A 17356-nucleotide genomic window follows, 5' to 3' on the forward strand; every position below is an offset into this window, starting at 1 on the left:
ATAAAAGAGACCTATAGTAAATCAAATTTATCCATTGCCTCTTCATGCATTTGGGGAAGAGCATGACTGTAATATCCAAGTGTAGTTCTAATATTTGTATGTCGAAGGATTTCCTGTACAACTTTAGGATTAACACCTTGGCTTATGAGATAAGTGGCATGAGAATGACGAAGATCATTGTATCTTATTTTGGGTAATCCTAATTTGCTCACTAATTGTTGGAAATCTCTTCTTAAACTTTGTGGTGAAATAGGCATTCCGAGTTTAGTGCAAATGACTAGATCATTTTTATGATAATTTGAACCAGCCATTTTAATTTCATTTTGTATCAATTTTTTCTGTTCTTTTAATATTGTAACTAATCTTCTTGGTATGATAATGGAGGATTTTGAGTTTCGAGTTTTAGTTCTTTGTTTAATTTTATATCTTGAAGTCCCCTCATTTAAAACTAGAGTTTGTCTTATATTTATTGTTCTGTTTTCAAAATCAATATCTTTCCATGTAAGTCCTAAAACCTCAGCTTGCCTCATTGCTGTTAAAGCACTTATAGACATTGCTGTATATGTACGTGGTAAGTTAGTATTCGTCTTTGATGCATTTAGAAAAGCGTTAATTTCTGCTCCATTCCAAACATTAATATTACTTTCTAATGGTGGTAAATATAGACCCTCTAATTCCATAAGATCAAACATATTTCTACGTGCAGCCTTTTGGAAAACGTCCCTAACATATTTCCACACTCGATGGACAGTATGTGAAGATATAATACCTCCATTTCTTGTTTGTTTCCCTGATAAATTCTTTATATATTCTTGAAGAACATCGTTATTTAAATCCTTAAATTTTATATTACCGATATAAGGATAGACATTATTTTTGAAGTTTTGAATGGTATTGATATACGTATTATGTTGAATACTTATTTTCTTATTTTCTAGCCATTTAGTTGCAAACTCTTCAAATGTCATGTTTAAGTCTGCATATTTATTTTTTTCTGTTTCTAAGATTACTTGTTTTAATGATTGCCTGGCATCCTTAACATTTTTAAATCCAGTTCTACGGATTTGCTTTCGCTTTCCAGTGTAAGGATGTTTTCCAGCTTCATAAACAAAGTAATATGTACCACTTTTTTCATCAAATTTAATCATGGTTTCCTCCTTATATATTTTAAATAATACAAACTAATAGTCTAAATGAAAATTAACATTTTAGCTTCAATATTTTTGTTGATATGCTCATAACATTATATATGATATATTTTACATTCATGGTAATATGTAGATAAAAAGGGGAATTCTTAATGGAGGAAACTGTTTTAACAGAAATACAAAAACCAAAACGAAAAAAGAAAATGATATTTATTGGGATACTGGCTCTTGTATTAATTGCAGCTGGTATTTTTGGTTGGATTAAATATCAAGAAAAGAAAAAACAGGATTATGCTAAATTACAAGCTGAAACAATCGTTGATATGAGAGTCTCTTTTCTAATGGCAACCTTAATTGTTGGGTCGTATTCTGATGTATGGGACAATGCTATAGATAACGGTAATGATTTCAATGTAGCTATTTCGGAATTTAAATCCAGTATAGAAGACAATGCATTAAAGGACAGAAAAGATGAGCAAGAGTCTATAAAAGAAAACATGAAGTTATTACAGAATCCACCAGAAAATTACACAGAATCTTATAATGTATTAAAAGAAATGTATGGTACATACGCAAGGATTATGGAACAAGCTGAATCACCGAGTGGATCGTTAATAGAATTTAATAAAAATGTTAATGAGCTATATAGTGATTTTGAGGAGAAAGTCGAGCAACTGGATATAACTTTACCTTCCGACGTAAAGAAAATTAAGGAAGATATGGAGAAAGAGAAAACAACTGAAAATTGATCATCAAAGACTACATATTGTAGTCTTTTTTAGTTTAATTTTTATGTAAATGTATATCATCATACATAATAGTTATATTTGTATTACTTTAAACTTAAATTAGGTATTTAGTAGGTGTTAATCATGGTGATTGAAAAAAAATATATATAGTATTAGGTAAATAAAGTATAATTTACCTAATACTATATACTTGGAGGAATTACATGTTAAAAAAAGTTGTATCAATATTACTGGTTTTATTAATAATAGGGATTTCAAGTGGTAAAGAATTGTTAGCCGCTGAAATGCCTTTAGAGGAACCTAATAGTAAGCAGACAGGGGGAGTTATTGAGTTAAGTAGTGAAATTGCAAAGCCAAATGACGAAATTAAGATAACAATATCAGGATTAGATATGCCTGAAAGCTCTTTTGAAAAGAAGATTAGACTTACATATGAAAGCATAGTGTGGGCAGAAGAGAATGAGGGAAAACAAAGTTATAATGGAAATACTAGTATTGACGTAAACTTAGAATATAATGATGAGTATAATAATTATGAAGGAATTATGTATATTCCTGAGAAGGCTACAAATGGAGAATGGAAATTAACTAATGCTGCTTACAGTTATTATAATACTTTGATAGATTTAGAAAACTCATTCCAAGTAAAAAGCGATTTTACTGATGTAATTGCACCTATAGTTAAAGACATAAGTTTTTATACCGAAGCTTCACATGATCAACCTTATCAATCAGAACCGATCTATGTTAAGGGAGGAGATGACCTTACGGTAGTAATAGATGCAATAGATGAAGATTCAGGGATTGACCCAAATGAAGTCTTTGTTAGTTTTACAAATCGGAGGATTGATGATAGTTATAAAATGGTTGCCGAATATGTAACTTTAAAAAATGTTCCTGGTACAACTAAATATATTGCTACAATTACTGTTCCAAGTGAAGTGGAAAATGGAACTATTGCATTGAGAGTGTGGGGAGTTGTAGATAACACAGGGAATGGTGTCTATACTGGATCAGATGTAGGAGAGTTTAAAACAATTTATGTTGGACAACCTGAACAGGATAGTGAGGATTCCTATACTCAGCCAGAACTACAAGTTGTCAATAATGTAGGTAAGGTTATTACGAATACTTCTGCATTTGAAGATTACATTAGAAACACTCCCAATGTACAACTTTTGTTTTCGAATGCTGATCATTTAGATGCCATTGAAGTCGCACTAAGTAAAGAACAACTACAAACTTTAAAGAGCAGAAATCAAGCTACAATTGAATTTGGCAATAATGAAGTTAGTTTAACTACGTCATTATCTAATTTAGCTGATTTGGATACTATTATAAGAATCGAGAAATTAGATCCTTTTCAAGATTCTTTAACTAATGTCTTTGAATTTTCAATTTTACAAAATGGTGAATTGGTGCATAATTTCCAAGATAAAATAACACTTAAGTTTACCGTTGATGAAAGTGCAGTCTCGCCAATTGTTTATTATTTAGATAATGGTGAAAATTTGAATGAAATAGAAAGTAAGTACGACAAAGGGTTTGTATATGGTTATACTGACCACTTCAGTAAATTTGTTGTTCATGAGCAAATTTCTACTGAAGATAAGGATGAAGAAGAAAGTAAAGTGGAAGATAAAGTAGAAGAAGTTAAAGAGGAAGAAAGTAAAGTGGAAGATGTAGGCGGGACAAAAGATAATGATGAGGTAAATAGCAATGAGGTAAGTGATAAAGATACTAAGAGTGATAGTGATCAGTCAACAGAAATTTATGAGGAAAGTAAAGAAACTACAAGTAAGGGAAACAGTTTACCTGATACTTTTAGTGGTAATTACAATATTATTATCATAGGCTTGGTCGGACTGATATTAGGAGCAATATTCTTGTTAATCTATAGAAAGAAACTATCAGTAAAATAAAACTTAGAATGGGGTTATTTGTGCCACCATTTAAATCTTAATTATAATAAAAAGAAAGCAACAACCTTTTTATCAAGGCTTGTCGCTTTCTTTTTATGTCACTCATGTTTCATGGAATTTTATAGGAATGGTCATCTAACTAATCATGATTACAATATTTTTGTAAGCTGGTTAAAGAGCCTTGTATTAGGTGAATAAAGGAGCGGATAAAGTGTATATAACATTAATAATACTGTATAAAAATACGTAAAATAGAATAAATATGTCATCTATTCCGATATCGTTGTTAAGCTTTCGATTGCGATAGGCATTGTTTTTATGGAGAATACACTATTTACTAAGTGTCCTTTTGTTTAATACAAAGTGTAATTTTATACCGAGTATACCTTGTTGCATATTATTCATAACTTTATTTTTACTGGTATTTATTTACATAACAACGATGGAATGACTATTCTATCGCCTTTTCTGTATAAAAACACACCTAATTTAAGCCATTTTAAGGGGGATTAGAGCCGTTTTACCCTATATAGGGGGGGATATTTAACATTTTTAATTAGAAGCGGATCTCGCTAAATACCCCTAACACTTCTAACCACACACCATGGTTATTTTCTGTTTTCGATTGATTTTACATCGTTTTTCTATCGGAAGGGTATCGGAAAAACCTTGGTATATCAACGTTTTCAGCACTTTTGATTACTCTAAAATATGCCAAATTCCCTTTAAAATTTGTTCAAGCTTTGAGGTAAATAACCTATACGATAAAACACTCTATAATAAGTATCAAAAACCCTTGAAAACGTTGATATAGAGCTATTTTCTGCACTTTTATACCCTGGTTCCGATAGCTAAATACGATATATAGGGAGGGGATACTTTCACATTAGCTAATATTTACCCCTCCCTCTTTTATATAAGGTTTTCTAAAATTTAGGAATATTTAATTTGGATTGGGTTATCTTACTAAGTAAGGAATTCTTATTCTATTTCACAAACCGTTTGTATGAATTCCCTAGCCATCTTCTTATAACCTTTTCAGGAAGATGGTTTTCTTTTATAGTTAAAAAAGGCACCCCGTATAGGATGCTTCAGTATTTAACATATTCGATTGTATAGTGATGAACCAATTGCATGAATTCACCTTGGGTTATTTCTCTATTGTAGTTATTAGGGATACTGTCATAATCCCTTTCACTCTTCTCTACATTGATTACGGAATGGTCAGCATCTATTTTAAAGAAATAATCACCAGTTCTATATTCAAATTCCTCCATATAACTAGCCTCCTTATAAGAAATCAAAAGTCATAATCGGTTGTTATTTCTTCATCAAGTTCGCTTTCAATTTCTTCAGATACACCAATTTCCCCTATTTTTATAATTTCTTCTTTTGGTTCTGCTGGCATATCTTCTTTTGTCTCAGGAGCGGACACCGCATTAGCGTTATCCAGCTTTCCATTAATATTAGATAATTGATTTTCAAGAATATCCATCTTAGAAAGCAAGGACGGTAAACTAGCTATTAACTTATCCATCATTGCTTCCTTTTCAATAAGATGTACGATATAAGGTGTTAGTCTTCGTTCATTGCCTAACTGTGCCAACTTATCATAAATCTCTTCAGGGATGTTTGTTCCGGTTAAAGTAAGACGTTTTTTATCAGTCATAGTTTAAACCTACTTAGTAACTGCTGCTTTTTTCTCATTCAAGCTTAGAATTTCAAGTGCAGAAATATTAATTGTTCTGCTAGTGGGACGGAATAACTCAGTTCCATCTTCCTCTAATATATCCGCTAAGAAATAATGATTTCTTTCTAGAATATCCTCACTGAAGCGGTTAGATATAAATTCTCTGATATAAGGTGCAAGTATTGGAGCTTCACCACCAAAGTATATATATTTCAGTTCTCTGTTATTTGCAATAGTGTTGAATGTATCACTAACTCGTATAACAAGTAGTTCTGCATATTCTCTAAGCATAGCTGTAATTGGTTCAGTCAGATCAACTTTCTGTCCAGTATTCGGATTACTTAGAATGTATTTTTGCTTTTTATAATTATCTACAATGAACTTTTCTAATGCTTTCACGCTGCTGAAGTGCTCTAATAGTTTTTCTCTCATTAACACTTCTAATCTACCCAAGAATGGTTGGATATTAATTACTTGGAAACTGTCTTTGCTGATTGGAGCATTTAGTCCCTTTGCAAGTAATACCGCATCCGTAGAACCTCCACCAATATCTACAAATACTGTTTCAGTGTTCTCGAATTTCTTAACTTCTGTTCTTTTCTTGATAACTGTTTTGTTGTCATCATCGTTTACTGCTTTGTACTTAATAGCCCATCTTGCTACTTCACTTTCGATATAGCACTTAGATTCTTCAACATTAATAGTTAAATCGACTTGTTGTCCAGGTGTCAATAAACTTACTTTATGTTCCCCTTTGAAGCGGTTTGCCATTTTATTTTGAGCGGTAGAGAATTTGTCTTCTTTCTTTAATAACCAGATAGGTAACATCATTTTTTTATTCTCAATCTCAATTGTATCTTCTAATTTTCCTTCATTATCCTTTAACTTGTAATAGTAAGCCGTTTTAGCTAAGAAAGTAACATAAGGTATTATGCTGTTTATTTTATCATGCATATGACCGTTAACATTAATTGCTTTTGCATGCCCTTCTGCTAATTTACCGATTAAAAAGAAACGTTCTTTATCATCAATAATAGTAGAAATTAATAAACGGTCTAATAGATCGTCTACTGAATCAGTTGGATTAGTGAATAGTGATTCTGCTTCTTGTTGCGTTAATTCAGCTACAGCCGTGCTAGTTTCATAATAATAGCTATCGGATAGAAAATTACTTGTAGAGTTGCCGTAATCATTATTATCTCTTTCAATTTTCATTTTAAATACACTCCCTTTTTATTTTGAGTACACAACAGTGTCGACTTGTTAAATTCATTATGCCATATCTTTCTAATCACGTCTAGTTAAATATTCCAGTAAGTACACAACTGTGCGTATTAATTTCAGGGGATAAAAATAGACACTTTTAAAAAGCGCCTATTTCCATATTTGATACCATTTCTTCTTATTTGATTGTTCTTCAGTAGCTGCAAGTTGTTTCTTTACCTCCATGGACTCTTTTAAGGATTCCATAAGGTACTTATCCCGCTTCTCTAAATTACTTTTAATAGCGGTTTCTTGATTACCAAGAGCGGCTTCAATCTTATGTAATAACTCTTCATTATTATCTTGCTGGATTGTCGTTATTTCTTCCTTTATATCTTGGATAAGCTCATGTTTTAACTGTTCTTTTAGTTGTATAAATAACTGTTCTTGTTGTGTTCTAAGTATGTTCGTAAGCTCTGTTTTAGTAAGTATTAATTGATCTTCATTATTTGTCTGTTCGTTTTCCGTCTCGTTAAAGAACGCTAATCCTGTCGAGTGTTCTACTTCCGTCCCATTGAAGAACACCTTGTTATTTTCCTTGATAAATCTATCTGTAATGACGGTCGCTGCATTTTTTAATGACATATTTTTAGTGGTAACTAGTTCCTTGAAATACCTAAGAACAATAATGTCACTATGGTAGAACAACCTCTTTTTTTGATCTGTTCTTTCAAAGCTATAGTTCTGTTCCTCGAGTGCTAAACACCATTTTCTAAGACTCGATGTAGCAACTCCTAATTGTTCTGCAACCTCTGGATTACTAAAGGGTATGTCTATTATTTCTGACACAAAAATCCTCCGTTCTGTATGTGTTACTCAATAACATTATACAAGAACAGAGGGAAATCCTGCTTTTATAAGTCAAAGAAATCTTTATAATCTATGGATTTGTCATATTTTTTGAGGAAATTTATAATTTTCTTCGCCGTTTTTAAATTTGGCTGGTTCTTATTGCTGCTACAGAGCCGACTTACTGTACCCTTACTGACTCCGGCTTTTTCTAACTCAGACTGATTTATTGAGTTGCGATCAATGTAACGACCTAATTTTGACCTTTCCTTGCCTAATCCGTGCTTTTTCATTTAAATCCACACTCCTGAACTATTATGTTACTTGTTTGTCCAAAAGTTTAAGAGATTATACATAGTTCAACTAATTGAAATTAATTCAAAAAAATGGGCAACAAGTACAAGTTAGGGGAGTAAGATTAAGTATCAGCAAATACATTTCCAGAAAGATTAACTGTCTATCAGAAAATGTATTTAGCCGAAATAGATTATTAGTTTGTACATTCTGCATGGTTAAAAAACTTTCAAATTTGTTTAAGGAAGGGGAGAATCGAATGGAACATTTGATTTCGTCATTACGGAGGAGCGGCATAAGCGAGGATTACTTTTACCATTTACTAACCGAGCTACTAATTGCATATCTAGAGGAGCTTAATGAAAATGATAGCTCGTATAACCAACTAGAAGGCTTCTTAAATGACATTTACCAATACACATATAGAAACGTTGGTATTTAACTAATCCAAGTACAAGAAAGAGGGAAAGAAAATGATTAAAAAAAATTAATTCTACGCACCCATAATAAAAGAAAAAGTAAAAAGAAATTGAATTTGATTAAGGGATTGCTTAAAGAGCGTGATTTTAGTTCTTAATTGATAACTTATTAGCGAACAGGTCAAGACCCCAGGTTGCATCCGAGGTTTCAGGTTCAATTCGTCTAGGGTTGCGCTACCCTACGGTGCTGACCTAAACATTATAATATCAATAATTCAACCGTCCTCTAAAATCCATACTTAATACCTTTTTTCCATCTAAAAAATCCACTAATTTTCAATTCAATTTCATTAAAACTACTCTTTAATTTCTGTTCGCTATTCTCTTTTCTTTAGTCCAATGCTCCAGCATTATTTACCACGTTTGCACACATTTTCGGCTCATTTTGTGTATTTCAATGTAAATGTGTAAAAATAGGTGTTTTTTACACAAAAAACGTGTGTGAAAATAACGAAAATGTGCACATTTGGAAAAAAAAGTGCCACCACGAAAAAACAAGTCGCACTGCGGCTTCAACCATCATTTGGTTGCAGTTTTCCCTTATGCTCTTACTTTTTTTCACCTTCCCATTTTCCAAATGAAAGGTGTAGCTTTTTACTCTCACAAAAATCTTTTCAAAAAAAGCAACGTAAAGTGGGCACTGTCGTGATTTTCATAAGGAGAGGGAGATAGAAAATGTATGAAACGATTCCTTTTAAATCATTCGTAGCGGGTAACATTTCGCCCAGTATACCAATTGAACAAATGCTCGATGGGGGATTAACTTTCTTCGTAAGTACAGGGGCTGTTTTATTAGGTTTGGTCATCTTAGAAAAGTGCGGTGTTCCTATTAACCAAACAGTCGTTAAATGGATGTGCGTAGGCGGGCTAGTATTTTCATTCTTATGGGTTATATTCAAAAATCCATTGTTCAGGAGATTAGTAGCAGGATTTTAATTGACTGATAGGAGAGTGCAACATGTTAATTTCAACTGGGGTGTTCATAAGTGGGTTAGCTTACCTTTCATATGAGAGCTATGTGGTTTTTCGTAAGATAGCGGATCTTAGACGACAAGTAAAAAGAATGGATAGATACTTAGAGTTTTCTAATAAGTATTCAGCTATGAATCAGATTGTAACAGCAGTAGAACGAGACAAGAACATTAACCCAAGTATATATATAAAGGATACGGTCAAGTTACCAAGTTTGTTTGTAAATTAAGAAAAGGGAGCAGGATAGCATGAGTATGGCTGATATTATCCGTAGTATGTTTGAAGGTTACAAGAGTAGTCCAGCATTTCAAGAAAGACAACATAAGCGTAAGTTTGATGAATTGAACCACACTCCATTCTTATTTAGCGACAAGTATTTAAAAGAATTATATTTGGAGCTCGATACAAGGGAAGATTATGAAACTCTTATTAATTACATGGATCGCTTTAACCTTTCAGGAAACGGCTATGCCTTTTGTGACAAACTATATGAGCACACCACAGATGAGTATGAAGATATGCTAACCAAGAAAAAGAAGAAAAAAGATGACGATTGGTTAGATTGGGTATGAAATTTAATTCTGTAATTGACGAGATGTTCTTTGACCATCATGATGACATGGGATTAGGGGAAGATGAGATCCTTGATTTAATTGAAGATTCAACAATCGAACAACGCACTAAGTGGATTAACCGTTTATATAACTTACCTGAAGAAAAGAGGGAGTTTAATGATTGAATGGATTGCACCTGCCCTATTTATTGCTGGAGCTGCAGCGTTTCCTGGAGTAAAGAAAAACGATAAGAAAAAGTTAAAAATCATCATGGAGAATATAGGTTACGGAATTGCAAAGAAAAGCGGGGATAAAGAATATCCAAAATACAGAAGAAAAGATGTAATTATGGATATCTATATTGATGTAGTTGAAGAAAACGGAGAGGAGAAAGAGGTAACTAAGGAAATTCCAATCGGAACGACTTATAGGTACACTGTACCTTTAGGATTACCAGCAACTAAATTAGACGATGTAGAATCTCAGATAAGTGTTTTTGCTGACGGTTTACAAAAGCCGGTTGATATAGATTTTGGTAGAGCTAATCCAATGACAGGTAAAACACTGAATATAAACGTATATGACAATGACCTACCTGACTTAGTACCATATAAGACGATAAATAAAATTAAAGATAAATGGGTTATTCCACTTGGAAAATCAGTTAGAGGAATGATTTGGCATAACTTTGATCAAATTCCACACATGACAATAGCGGGTACCACGAGATTTGGGAAAACTGTTTTATTAAGAGTAATAATGACTTATCTTATTGAGTGTCACCCAGAAGATGTAGAGTTTTACATTATTGATCTCAAAGGAGGCTTGGAATTTAGCAAATACGAAAGTATTAAACAAGTAAAAGCGGTGGCAAGTAACCTAGAGGAATCTCACGCATTGTTAACTTATTTAACTAACCAGTATCCAAAGAAAAAGAGAAGAGAGAAATACGGATTGCTTGAACAAGAGTATGTTGAGTTTAGAAAACAAGGCATCAGCAATATCGTAGAGACCCCTAATCCTAAGAGAAAATTCGTTATTGTGGATGAAGGTGCTCAACTAGCTCCTGATAAATTCATGCATGATTATGAAAAGAAAATGTTAACCGAATGTCAATCTAAATTGTCTCGACTCGCCAGTGTGGGAGGTAGTTTGGGATATCGTTTAATATTCGCAACTCAATATCCAACAAGCGACACCATGCCTCGTCAGATTAAGCAAAATGCAGATGCTAAGATAACTTTCCGATTACCTTCCGGTTATGCTTCAGGAGTTGCAATAGACAGCACAGGAGCGGAGAAATTACCGTCTAATATCAAAGGTAGAGCATTATTTAAAACTCACGAATTAAGGGAAATGCAAGTACCATTTTTAACACATAAAGAAATGTGGAAGCTATTAGAAAAGTATCAAATCCCTATTCCATTAGAAACCGAACCAGAGGAAGTTATTGAGATGGAAGCACCACAAGAACCACAAAAACAAACAGAAATTGCCCCTGATAATGTTATCCCCTTTATAGATTTGTTTAATAAGAAAGGTTGATTGCGTAAAATTATTTTATGGAGTTGTTTGTAATATGAAAAAACGTGACTTAGCAATTCTTAAATCACTTCAAACCTTCACTTTCCTATCTACAGAACAAATTTGCGAATTACACTTCAATAATTTAACCTATCCAAGAGTTAATGCAAATAGGGTTCTTAATCGCATGAGACTTCGACCTAATTCAGAGATAGCAGCTATTACAGACCGAAGCTTCCAGAGTTACATTTATTATCTAAAGGATTCAAAAGTAAAATCAAACTCCCAAAAGAGAGATCATTACCTTGAAATAGCCTCTACACACATCGCTATGAACAAGTATTCGCATGTTTCTAATTTAAAAGTTGAAGAGAAGATACCAGGAGCAGAGGAATTTAGACCTGATATCGCTTGTACTTGGTTAGACAATGATTGGATTATCGAGGTTCAGAATAGCTTATTCTCCAGAAAGCAACTTGAAACAAAACTTAGCGCTTATCAAAAGTGGTACAAGAGCGGGCAATGGAAAGAGGTATATAAGGAATTCCCCAACATTTTAATCGTAGGGCATATAAATTCAAAGTTTGATAAGTCGATATATGACTTTACTATAGAATGGGTTAATAAGATATCCGATTTAGAGCCTGCAATAGCCTATTTTAAGGCTTCTGAAAAGAAAAAGGTAACTAAAGAAGCGATAGCGGTTAAAACGCCAAATAAGCCAAATATAACAGTCTCACAACCTATTAAAAGTAATGGTGGCATAACATATAGATTGAATTAACGGAGCATCTTTCTGAAGGTGTTCCTTTTCTTTGTTGTGGATAACTAGTCTGAAATTATAATATTATAGTTGATTTCACTGAAAAATTGCCAAATTATGTGGATAACTCAATTTTGCTATTGCGTAACTTGTCCACAAAGAGTAGAATTACAAGTAATAAAACTGAACGAAAAAAGAACCACCCAAACTGTTAATAGTCGAGTTGGCGCTCGCTACTAACGGATACCAGAAGACACCTGGTAAACATGTTGTTCGGATAGTTCTTGATTTCATTATAATTGTTTTATATCGCTTGATATAGCGTTATTATAACATCATTATTTGAAGTTGACAACAGAATGTCCTACATTTTTGTATAACAAAAAGAAGCATGATTTACCATTTTTCACTATTATTCTACTGAAATTTGGGGATTTTATGCTTCTTTTTTCGTCTCTAAAAGGAGACAAGCTTTCATGAGTAGATATTTCACTAACGTAGACCATCAAAATTTAATATATTTCCAATTCCCTAAATTACTAATGTATGGTGAAAAATACAAGAGTATGTCAGGTGACAGTAAACTTTTCTATATGCTTTGCTTAGACTTGATTAAGTTATCGATGAAAAAAGGATGGAAAGATAAAAAAGGGCGTTATTATATAAAAATGTCCATTGAAACTATTAAAGATAGAATGAACTGTCAAAACACTAAAGCGACTAATTTAAAAAAGGAATTAGTTAAATTTGGTTTACTTGAAGAAATGCGCCTTGGACAAGGGAAAGGGAATAGACTTTATATCCTTCAACTGGAGTATTCCGAAGCAGATGTTTATAAAGCGAACAATGATCACGAAGATATATCGAATGACGAAGATACACCTTCGGAAAGTTCGGAATATACTTCGGAATCTTCGGAAATCGTTGGGGGAGTAGTGAACTCCGAAAAACAGAATTCTAGAATTCCGAAAAGTGGAGAACCAGAATTCCGAAAATCGGAGACTATTAAGAATGATTATATTAAGACTAACTCAACTAAGACTAAAAGTAATTTTAATAATAAAGATATACATAATTTAGATGATGATATACCGAATACTTCGGCACCACATAACCAAGAAAATATTAATTTAATTATAAGTAATTTTAGAGAAGCCACTAAAGCTGAATTATCAGAGAGATCATTTAAAGCTGTTATTAAAAAGGTTATAGATAAATATAATCAAGGCAATGTGAACAGTTTCAGAGATTATTTATGTACTTCACTTATTAAAAAAATTGAGGATTTAGAGTTACGTAGACAAAAAGAAAATGCTAAACAACAAATGAAGACGAATAAGGGATTGGTCTCTAATCGTTTAAGCAATATGGAAATTAAGAAAGTCCCTTTTTACAATTGGCTTGAAGAATGAAAAAATTGTCATTGTAACCTGATTAAATTGTGGTTGGTGATTTGAAATGTTAACAATTAACTTAGATGAAACAGAAGCAAAGAAAATCTATCTTGAAGAAATTAAAAAACATTTAGAGAGAATGGAGACAGAAACATTGTTTTGGGATACCACTGACTTGATTAAACAAACAAGGTTGTCGTGGGGTACAATCCAAAAAGAATTCCTATATGATCCTAGGTTTCCAAAAGCTAAACTGGGCAGAAAATGGCTATTTCCAGCAAAGAAAGCTAAAGAATTTTTATTAATTTGGATAGAGGAAAAAAGGTACTGAGTAAAGGAGTAGGAATGTTAGAAGTAAAATTAGATGATAAAGAAGTAAGGAAATTATTCTTAGAGGAATTAAAAAAGCACATTGATAAAGTTGATTCTGAATTGGTTTTTTGGGATACAAAGGAATTAGAAAAAAGGACATGTATGTGCATGAATACAATTCAAAAAGAATTCTTTTATGATTCACGATTTCCAAAGAGAAAAGTAGGTAACAAGTGGTATTATCCCGCAAAACAAACAAGGGGATTTTTAGAGATTTGGATTATGGAGAAAAAATAGAGTTTTAAATTTATAGAATGAGGAGACCGAAAGATGAAATCTTTAGTGCTTGAACTACAAGCTGCCGTATGGGATAGTGATGAAAAAGTCACAAACCTATTGAGAAAAGCACTTGTAGTTGCTAAAAAGTTAGAAATCAAGGACTTTGAAAATTGGATTTTATCAGAAATGCACGGTTATAAAGATAATCCTTCAAGCATTCCAGCTTACCGTGAGGTCAAAGGAAGAGTTAGAGCTTTTAATCGTTATCATGGTTGGCAGAATGTCTATTTCGGTAGTATTGAAGATGAGCATATTGCTTCAATTAGAAAGTTAAGCCAATCTGTTGTCCAATTAGAAGATTTGTATCTAGGTGAAGGAGATCTTACCACAAAAGTTCCCCTAGAACTGGTCGATGATATATACAATGAATATGGAGTTGAGCCATTATTAGTATTCCCGAAATCTGGTATCCTCCAGATCATCGAATCAGTAAAATCAACAATACTTGATTGGGCATTAAAATTAGAAAAAGACGGAATTTTAGGAGAAGGAATGACTTTTTCTAAAGAAGAAAAAGAAAAGGCTGCTCAACAAAGCTATACAACGATTATTCATAATATGTATAATTCTCAATTGCAACAGGGTTCAATTAATTCTGAGCAGACATTAAGTGTTGGAGTAAATATCAGTGAAGTGAAAGAGCTATTGGACTTAGTATTATCTCATATTTCCAAAATGAACTTAAGCTCAGAAAACAATACTGAGATTCAAAATGAGATAACAACTATTGAAAGTGAGTTACAAGAAACCGATCCGAAACCAGGAGTCATTAAAACAGGTTTAAATGTCATTGCCAGAATAATTGGCACAGCAAGTGAGTCTGCCATAACAGATCGAGTCACAAACCTAATCACAGACTACGCAGGTAAATTATTTTAATATTAAAAAGACCATCTAAATAATGATGGTCTAGTACCTTGTACAGCCTGTTACTGTTCTTTGTATTCTTAATCTTTCACATATGTAATCAATGAATCTATTGTATATGTTTTATCTAATCCTTTTTCATTAGCAATCTTATTTAAGACATCTAACAGTGTATGTATAGTGTCCAATTCAAGTCGTTGTGTTTTACCTTCAACTAAAGAATCGATGGTCTGTGGACGTACTTTCTTATTAGTGAGCATGGTTAAATGGTAACTTTTTTCTATACCTAGCTCATTCATAATGGATTGTAAATTGTAACGATAAGACATAATAGTACTCCTTAGAATGGAAATAATTTCAATGCACTTGCCTTACTCCTGTAGTTAGTCTAAACTTACTCCTGTAGTAACCAATAAAAAGGAGTGGGTAAAGTATGTTTGAAAAGATTATTTTGTATGATTTAGCGACTTATGAGTGCGATATTTACAAAAACGTTTATCGCTTTGACGATGAATATGCCATTTGGGACGATGATAACCAAGTTTACCTAGTGAAAATAAGCAAAGAAGAAAAAAGCAAACTTAATCTATATAAGAATAACGGAACCGCAATATTGTGTGATACCGTTAATAACGACATAGAAATGTTAAAATCCATCCTTCACTTAATAAAAATAAAATCAATTTATGAACTACTCAAATCCGAAATAGATAATACTGATTGGCGAGATGATTTTAATTTTAACGTGGATCAGCTTCTTTGATTTCTTTTACTACTATGATATCTGTTAGTTCAACATCTTCCAGTACATTAAGTATCTTTTCAAGAATTTCAACTGATATATGACTAACATGACCTCTTGCTAACATGCTCACTGCATTTGGTGAAACTCCGCAAAGTTCTGCTAATTCTTTTTGAAGCATATTTCTTTCTTTTAGTATCTGTTTTAGTCTAATTTCAATTTTTCTCACGTTCTCATTCCCCTTTGTAATATCTAAAAAAATTATAGCTTATTTTAATAAAACTTGGAAATAGCTATTGATATAAATACCGAAATCAGGTATTATAGTATTAAGGATTAACAAGGACGAGCGAGGAGGTGGCTAGAATGGAAAACTTCAGAGAACTATTAGAGCAAAAGAGACTGGAAAAAGGATTCAAGAAATCTGATATCGGTGAGCATACTGGATGCAATACTGTTCATGTAACAAGATTGCTTAATGGTAGCAGAGAGATACATCCCAAAAGAGCTTATAAGATAATTGAATTCATTTGTGATGATGTACAACTATCTGATGAAATTTTTCATGAGTACTCTTTAACACTAAGATCTCCAATGAATATTCGTTCAGCCATGGAATATGCTGCTACACGTTCTAAATACAATCTCTTGAAACTTCTTATTGAGAAACATGAATGTGATAGAAACGCTGAACTTGAAGAGTTTTGCCGAGTATATAAGATTCTATATAAATACTACACTGAAGAGTTTGGTGCTGAAGAGTTATATAGAGTAGTTAAAGGTGAAACATCCATTAAGTACGGTGATGCAAAAATCATGATTAGACTATTAGAATGTTATTCATTATTAGCTCAAAAACATTATGATTTTCTTATGTTTACGGCATCTAGTCTTATTGATGATATTGAATTACTGGAAGATACATTCTTCAAAAGGTCATACAAAGTTAGATATATGGAGTTTATGGTATTTGTTAAATTACGTGTGCAGAATGATATTAAGACAGCTAGACACATGATGAAAGAGTTAATTCAAACAACTGATTCACAAAAACATAAAGCTTTCGGTTATAACTATCTGGCTTTAAGTTACCTTTTAGAAGAAGAAAATTATGATAAGTACATGAAGTATATGGGTGTAGCTTGTAAAAAGTATGAGAAATTAGGATTCGGTGCTAATGTCATTAGACACAATATCCAATTCGCTCAAATTCTTCACAATAAAGAACTAACTTGTGATTATGAAAATGAAGAAATTAGAGCTTTTCATTTAGCCGTATCAGGTGATACTGAACAAGCTATTTATGTTATCAACGACTATGAGGATAAACATGGAGAATCAGCCGAAACAGTTTACTTCCGTGCTATTGCAACAAAAGAAGTTAATCTGTACTGGAAAAGCTTATCTATGTTTAAAAGTAGGGGGGATAAGTTTTTAGCTAGACTTTCTCGTAATGCATTGATTGAACTTGGTGAAAATGAAATAGTTGTAGATTTATTCTTTAACCAAAAAAATTAAAGTAATCGTTCATCATCCAGAAAGGAGGCGGATCAAC

The 17356-nt window shown here is 32.5% G+C and carries 22 protein-coding genes; 14 read left to right on the forward strand and 8 right to left on the reverse strand.

All coding sequences use genetic code 11. The features are described from left to right. Nucleotides 1–11: 11 nt before the first annotated feature. Nucleotides 12–1148, reverse strand: coding sequence for a site-specific integrase (locus LXM54_RS25730; RefSeq protein ID WP_233318884.1), 1137 nt, complete (start codon nucleotides 1146–1148; stop codon nucleotides 12–14). Nucleotides 1149–1300: 152 nt separating this feature from the next. Here LXM54_RS25730 and LXM54_RS25735 point away from each other — a divergent pair, with 152 nt between their 5' ends. Together LXM54_RS25735 and LXM54_RS25740 are read left to right on the forward strand one after the other, a co-directional pair. Continuing rightward, nucleotides 1301–1897, forward strand: a complete 597-nt coding sequence (locus LXM54_RS25735; protein ID WP_233318886.1) for a hypothetical protein — start codon at nucleotides 1301–1303, stop codon at nucleotides 1895–1897. Between the two features lie 203 nt (nucleotides 1898–2100). Continuing rightward, nucleotides 2101–3819 carry a hypothetical protein gene (locus LXM54_RS25740; RefSeq protein ID WP_233318887.1) on the forward strand — a complete coding sequence of 573 codons (1719 nt, stop codon included), beginning with the start codon at nucleotides 2101–2103 and terminating at the stop codon, nucleotides 3817–3819. A gap of 1091 nt (nucleotides 3820–4910) precedes the next feature. Here the strand turns inward: LXM54_RS25740 and LXM54_RS25745 are convergent. The 5 genes from LXM54_RS25745 to LXM54_RS25765 form a co-directional block, all read right to left on the reverse strand. After that, on the reverse strand, nucleotides 4911–5096 hold the full coding sequence (locus LXM54_RS25745; protein ID WP_233318889.1) for a hypothetical protein: 186 nt from the start codon (nucleotides 5094–5096) through the stop codon (nucleotides 4911–4913). 23 nt (nucleotides 5097–5119) lie between these two features. Continuing rightward, nucleotides 5120–5488 (reverse strand): hypothetical protein, encoded by a 369-nt coding sequence (locus tag LXM54_RS25750; protein ID WP_233318890.1) that lies wholly within the window; start codon nucleotides 5486–5488, stop codon nucleotides 5120–5122. Between the two features lie 9 nt (nucleotides 5489–5497). After that, a complete protein-coding gene (locus LXM54_RS25755) occupies nucleotides 5498–6724 on the reverse strand; it encodes an Alp7A family actin-like protein (RefSeq protein WP_233318892.1) in 1227 nt (408 codons plus the stop codon). A 159-nt stretch (nucleotides 6725–6883) separates the two neighbouring features. Continuing rightward, nucleotides 6884–7561, reverse strand: a complete 678-nt coding sequence (locus tag LXM54_RS25760; protein ID WP_233318895.1) for a DUF3967 domain-containing protein — start codon at nucleotides 7559–7561, stop codon at nucleotides 6884–6886. A 65-nt stretch (nucleotides 7562–7626) separates the two neighbouring features. Then, a complete protein-coding gene (locus tag LXM54_RS25765; protein ID WP_233318897.1) occupies nucleotides 7627–7854 on the reverse strand; it encodes a helix-turn-helix domain-containing protein in 228 nt (75 codons plus the stop codon). Nucleotides 7855–8114: 260 nt separating this feature from the next. On the opposite strand from LXM54_RS25765, the gene LXM54_RS25770 reads away from it, so the two are divergent. From LXM54_RS25770 to LXM54_RS25815, 10 genes are all read left to right on the forward strand, one after another. Then, nucleotides 8115–8297, forward strand: coding sequence for a hypothetical protein (locus LXM54_RS25770; RefSeq protein WP_233318899.1), 183 nt, complete (start codon nucleotides 8115–8117; stop codon nucleotides 8295–8297). Between the two features lie 712 nt (nucleotides 8298–9009). Continuing rightward, nucleotides 9010–9270 (forward strand): hypothetical protein, encoded by a 261-nt coding sequence (locus LXM54_RS25775; RefSeq protein ID WP_233318901.1) that lies wholly within the window; start codon nucleotides 9010–9012, stop codon nucleotides 9268–9270. Nucleotides 9271–9554: 284 nt separating this feature from the next. Next, on the forward strand, nucleotides 9555–9878 hold the full coding sequence (locus LXM54_RS25780; protein ID WP_182103179.1) for a hypothetical protein: 324 nt from the start codon (nucleotides 9555–9557) through the stop codon (nucleotides 9876–9878). Further along, entirely contained in the window at nucleotides 9860–10045 is a 186-nt protein-coding gene (locus LXM54_RS25785) for a hypothetical protein (protein WP_233318903.1), read from the forward strand. The genes LXM54_RS25780 and LXM54_RS25785 overlap by 19 nt, the downstream gene beginning before the upstream one ends. Further along, nucleotides 10038–11405 (forward strand): FtsK/SpoIIIE domain-containing protein, encoded by a 1368-nt coding sequence (locus LXM54_RS25790; protein ID WP_233318906.1) that lies wholly within the window; start codon nucleotides 10038–10040, stop codon nucleotides 11403–11405. Before LXM54_RS25785 ends, LXM54_RS25790 begins: the two co-directional genes overlap by 8 nt. 34 nt (nucleotides 11406–11439) lie before the next feature. Then, on the forward strand, nucleotides 11440–12168 hold the full coding sequence (locus tag LXM54_RS25795; protein WP_233318908.1) for a replication-relaxation family protein: 729 nt from the start codon (nucleotides 11440–11442) through the stop codon (nucleotides 12166–12168). 455 nt (nucleotides 12169–12623) lie between these two features. Then, nucleotides 12624–13559, forward strand: coding sequence for a replication initiator protein A (locus LXM54_RS25800; protein WP_233318910.1), 936 nt, complete (start codon nucleotides 12624–12626; stop codon nucleotides 13557–13559). Between the two features lie 46 nt (nucleotides 13560–13605). Then, nucleotides 13606–13872, forward strand: a complete 267-nt coding sequence (locus tag LXM54_RS25805; RefSeq protein ID WP_233318912.1) for a group-specific protein — start codon at nucleotides 13606–13608, stop codon at nucleotides 13870–13872. Nucleotides 13873–13886: 14 nt separating this feature from the next. Then, nucleotides 13887–14150 (forward strand): group-specific protein, encoded by a 264-nt coding sequence (locus LXM54_RS25810; protein WP_233318914.1) that lies wholly within the window; start codon nucleotides 13887–13889, stop codon nucleotides 14148–14150. A gap of 33 nt (nucleotides 14151–14183) precedes the next feature. Continuing rightward, complete coding sequence (locus LXM54_RS25815; protein ID WP_233318917.1) at nucleotides 14184–15071, forward strand: AbiTii domain-containing protein; 888 nt, start codon at nucleotides 14184–14186, stop codon at nucleotides 15069–15071. Nucleotides 15072–15139: 68 nt separating this feature from the next. Here the strand turns inward: LXM54_RS25815 and LXM54_RS25820 are convergent, their stop codons facing one another. Further along, nucleotides 15140–15388, reverse strand: a complete 249-nt coding sequence (locus tag LXM54_RS25820; protein WP_233318919.1) for a helix-turn-helix domain-containing protein — start codon at nucleotides 15386–15388, stop codon at nucleotides 15140–15142. 104 nt (nucleotides 15389–15492) lie between these two features. Between LXM54_RS25820 and LXM54_RS25825 the strand changes: the two genes are divergently transcribed. Then, entirely contained in the window at nucleotides 15493–15822 is a 330-nt protein-coding gene (locus LXM54_RS25825; protein ID WP_233318921.1) for a hypothetical protein, read from the forward strand. Here LXM54_RS25825 and LXM54_RS25830 read toward each other — a convergent pair. Then, nucleotides 15800–16030, reverse strand: a complete 231-nt coding sequence (locus LXM54_RS25830; protein WP_233318923.1) for a helix-turn-helix domain-containing protein — start codon at nucleotides 16028–16030, stop codon at nucleotides 15800–15802. The two genes, LXM54_RS25825 and LXM54_RS25830, sit on opposite strands and share 23 nt — an antisense overlap. A 137-nt stretch (nucleotides 16031–16167) precedes the next feature. Between LXM54_RS25830 and LXM54_RS25835 the strand changes: the two genes are divergently transcribed. Further along, a complete protein-coding gene (locus LXM54_RS25835) occupies nucleotides 16168–17319 on the forward strand; it encodes an AimR family lysis-lysogeny pheromone receptor (RefSeq protein WP_233318924.1) in 1152 nt (383 codons plus the stop codon). Nucleotides 17320–17356 lie beyond the last annotated feature (37 nt).

Origin of the sequence: Bacillus sp. Au-Bac7 (genome assembly GCF_021341655.1) — a bacterium.
Classification (GTDB): domain Bacteria; phylum Bacillota; class Bacilli; order Bacillales; family Cytobacillaceae; genus Niallia.

What these genes read in the sequence shown, in the direction of transcription:
- LXM54_RS25730 (WP_233318884.1), bottom strand. Translation starts at nt 1,148, where the DNA reads ATGATTAAATTTGATGAAAAAAGTGGTACATATTACTTTGTTTATGAA.
- LXM54_RS25735 (WP_233318886.1), top strand. Translation starts at nt 1,301, where the DNA reads ATGGAGGAAACTGTTTTAACAGAAATACAAAAACCAAAACGAAAAAAG.
- LXM54_RS25740 (WP_233318887.1), top strand. Translation starts at nt 2,101, where the DNA reads ATGTTAAAAAAAGTTGTATCAATATTACTGGTTTTATTAATAATAGGG.
- LXM54_RS25745 (WP_233318889.1), bottom strand. Translation starts at nt 5,096, where the DNA reads ATGGAGGAATTTGAATATAGAACTGGTGATTATTTCTTTAAAATAGAT.
- LXM54_RS25750 (WP_233318890.1), bottom strand. Translation starts at nt 5,488, where the DNA reads ATGACTGATAAAAAACGTCTTACTTTAACCGGAACAAACATCCCTGAA.
- LXM54_RS25755 (WP_233318892.1), bottom strand. Translation starts at nt 6,724, where the DNA reads ATGAAAATTGAAAGAGATAATAATGATTACGGCAACTCTACAAGTAAT.
- LXM54_RS25765 (WP_233318897.1), bottom strand. Translation starts at nt 7,854, where the DNA reads ATGAAAAAGCACGGATTAGGCAAGGAAAGGTCAAAATTAGGTCGTTAC.
- LXM54_RS25770 (WP_233318899.1), top strand. Translation starts at nt 8,115, where the DNA reads ATGGAACATTTGATTTCGTCATTACGGAGGAGCGGCATAAGCGAGGAT.
- LXM54_RS25775 (WP_233318901.1), top strand. Translation starts at nt 9,010, where the DNA reads ATGTATGAAACGATTCCTTTTAAATCATTCGTAGCGGGTAACATTTCG.
- LXM54_RS25780 (WP_182103179.1), top strand. Translation starts at nt 9,555, where the DNA reads ATGAGTATGGCTGATATTATCCGTAGTATGTTTGAAGGTTACAAGAGT.
- LXM54_RS25790 (WP_233318906.1), top strand. Translation starts at nt 10,038, where the DNA reads ATGATTGAATGGATTGCACCTGCCCTATTTATTGCTGGAGCTGCAGCG.
- LXM54_RS25795 (WP_233318908.1), top strand. Translation starts at nt 11,440, where the DNA reads ATGAAAAAACGTGACTTAGCAATTCTTAAATCACTTCAAACCTTCACT.
- LXM54_RS25800 (WP_233318910.1), top strand. Translation starts at nt 12,624, where the DNA reads ATGAGTAGATATTTCACTAACGTAGACCATCAAAATTTAATATATTTC.
- LXM54_RS25805 (WP_233318912.1), top strand. Translation starts at nt 13,606, where the DNA reads ATGTTAACAATTAACTTAGATGAAACAGAAGCAAAGAAAATCTATCTT.
- LXM54_RS25810 (WP_233318914.1), top strand. Translation starts at nt 13,887, where the DNA reads ATGTTAGAAGTAAAATTAGATGATAAAGAAGTAAGGAAATTATTCTTA.
- LXM54_RS25815 (WP_233318917.1), top strand. Translation starts at nt 14,184, where the DNA reads ATGAAATCTTTAGTGCTTGAACTACAAGCTGCCGTATGGGATAGTGAT.
- LXM54_RS25820 (WP_233318919.1), bottom strand. Translation starts at nt 15,388, where the DNA reads ATGTCTTATCGTTACAATTTACAATCCATTATGAATGAGCTAGGTATA.
- LXM54_RS25825 (WP_233318921.1), top strand. Translation starts at nt 15,493, where the DNA reads ATGTTTGAAAAGATTATTTTGTATGATTTAGCGACTTATGAGTGCGAT.
- LXM54_RS25835 (WP_233318924.1), top strand. Translation starts at nt 16,168, where the DNA reads ATGGAAAACTTCAGAGAACTATTAGAGCAAAAGAGACTGGAAAAAGGA.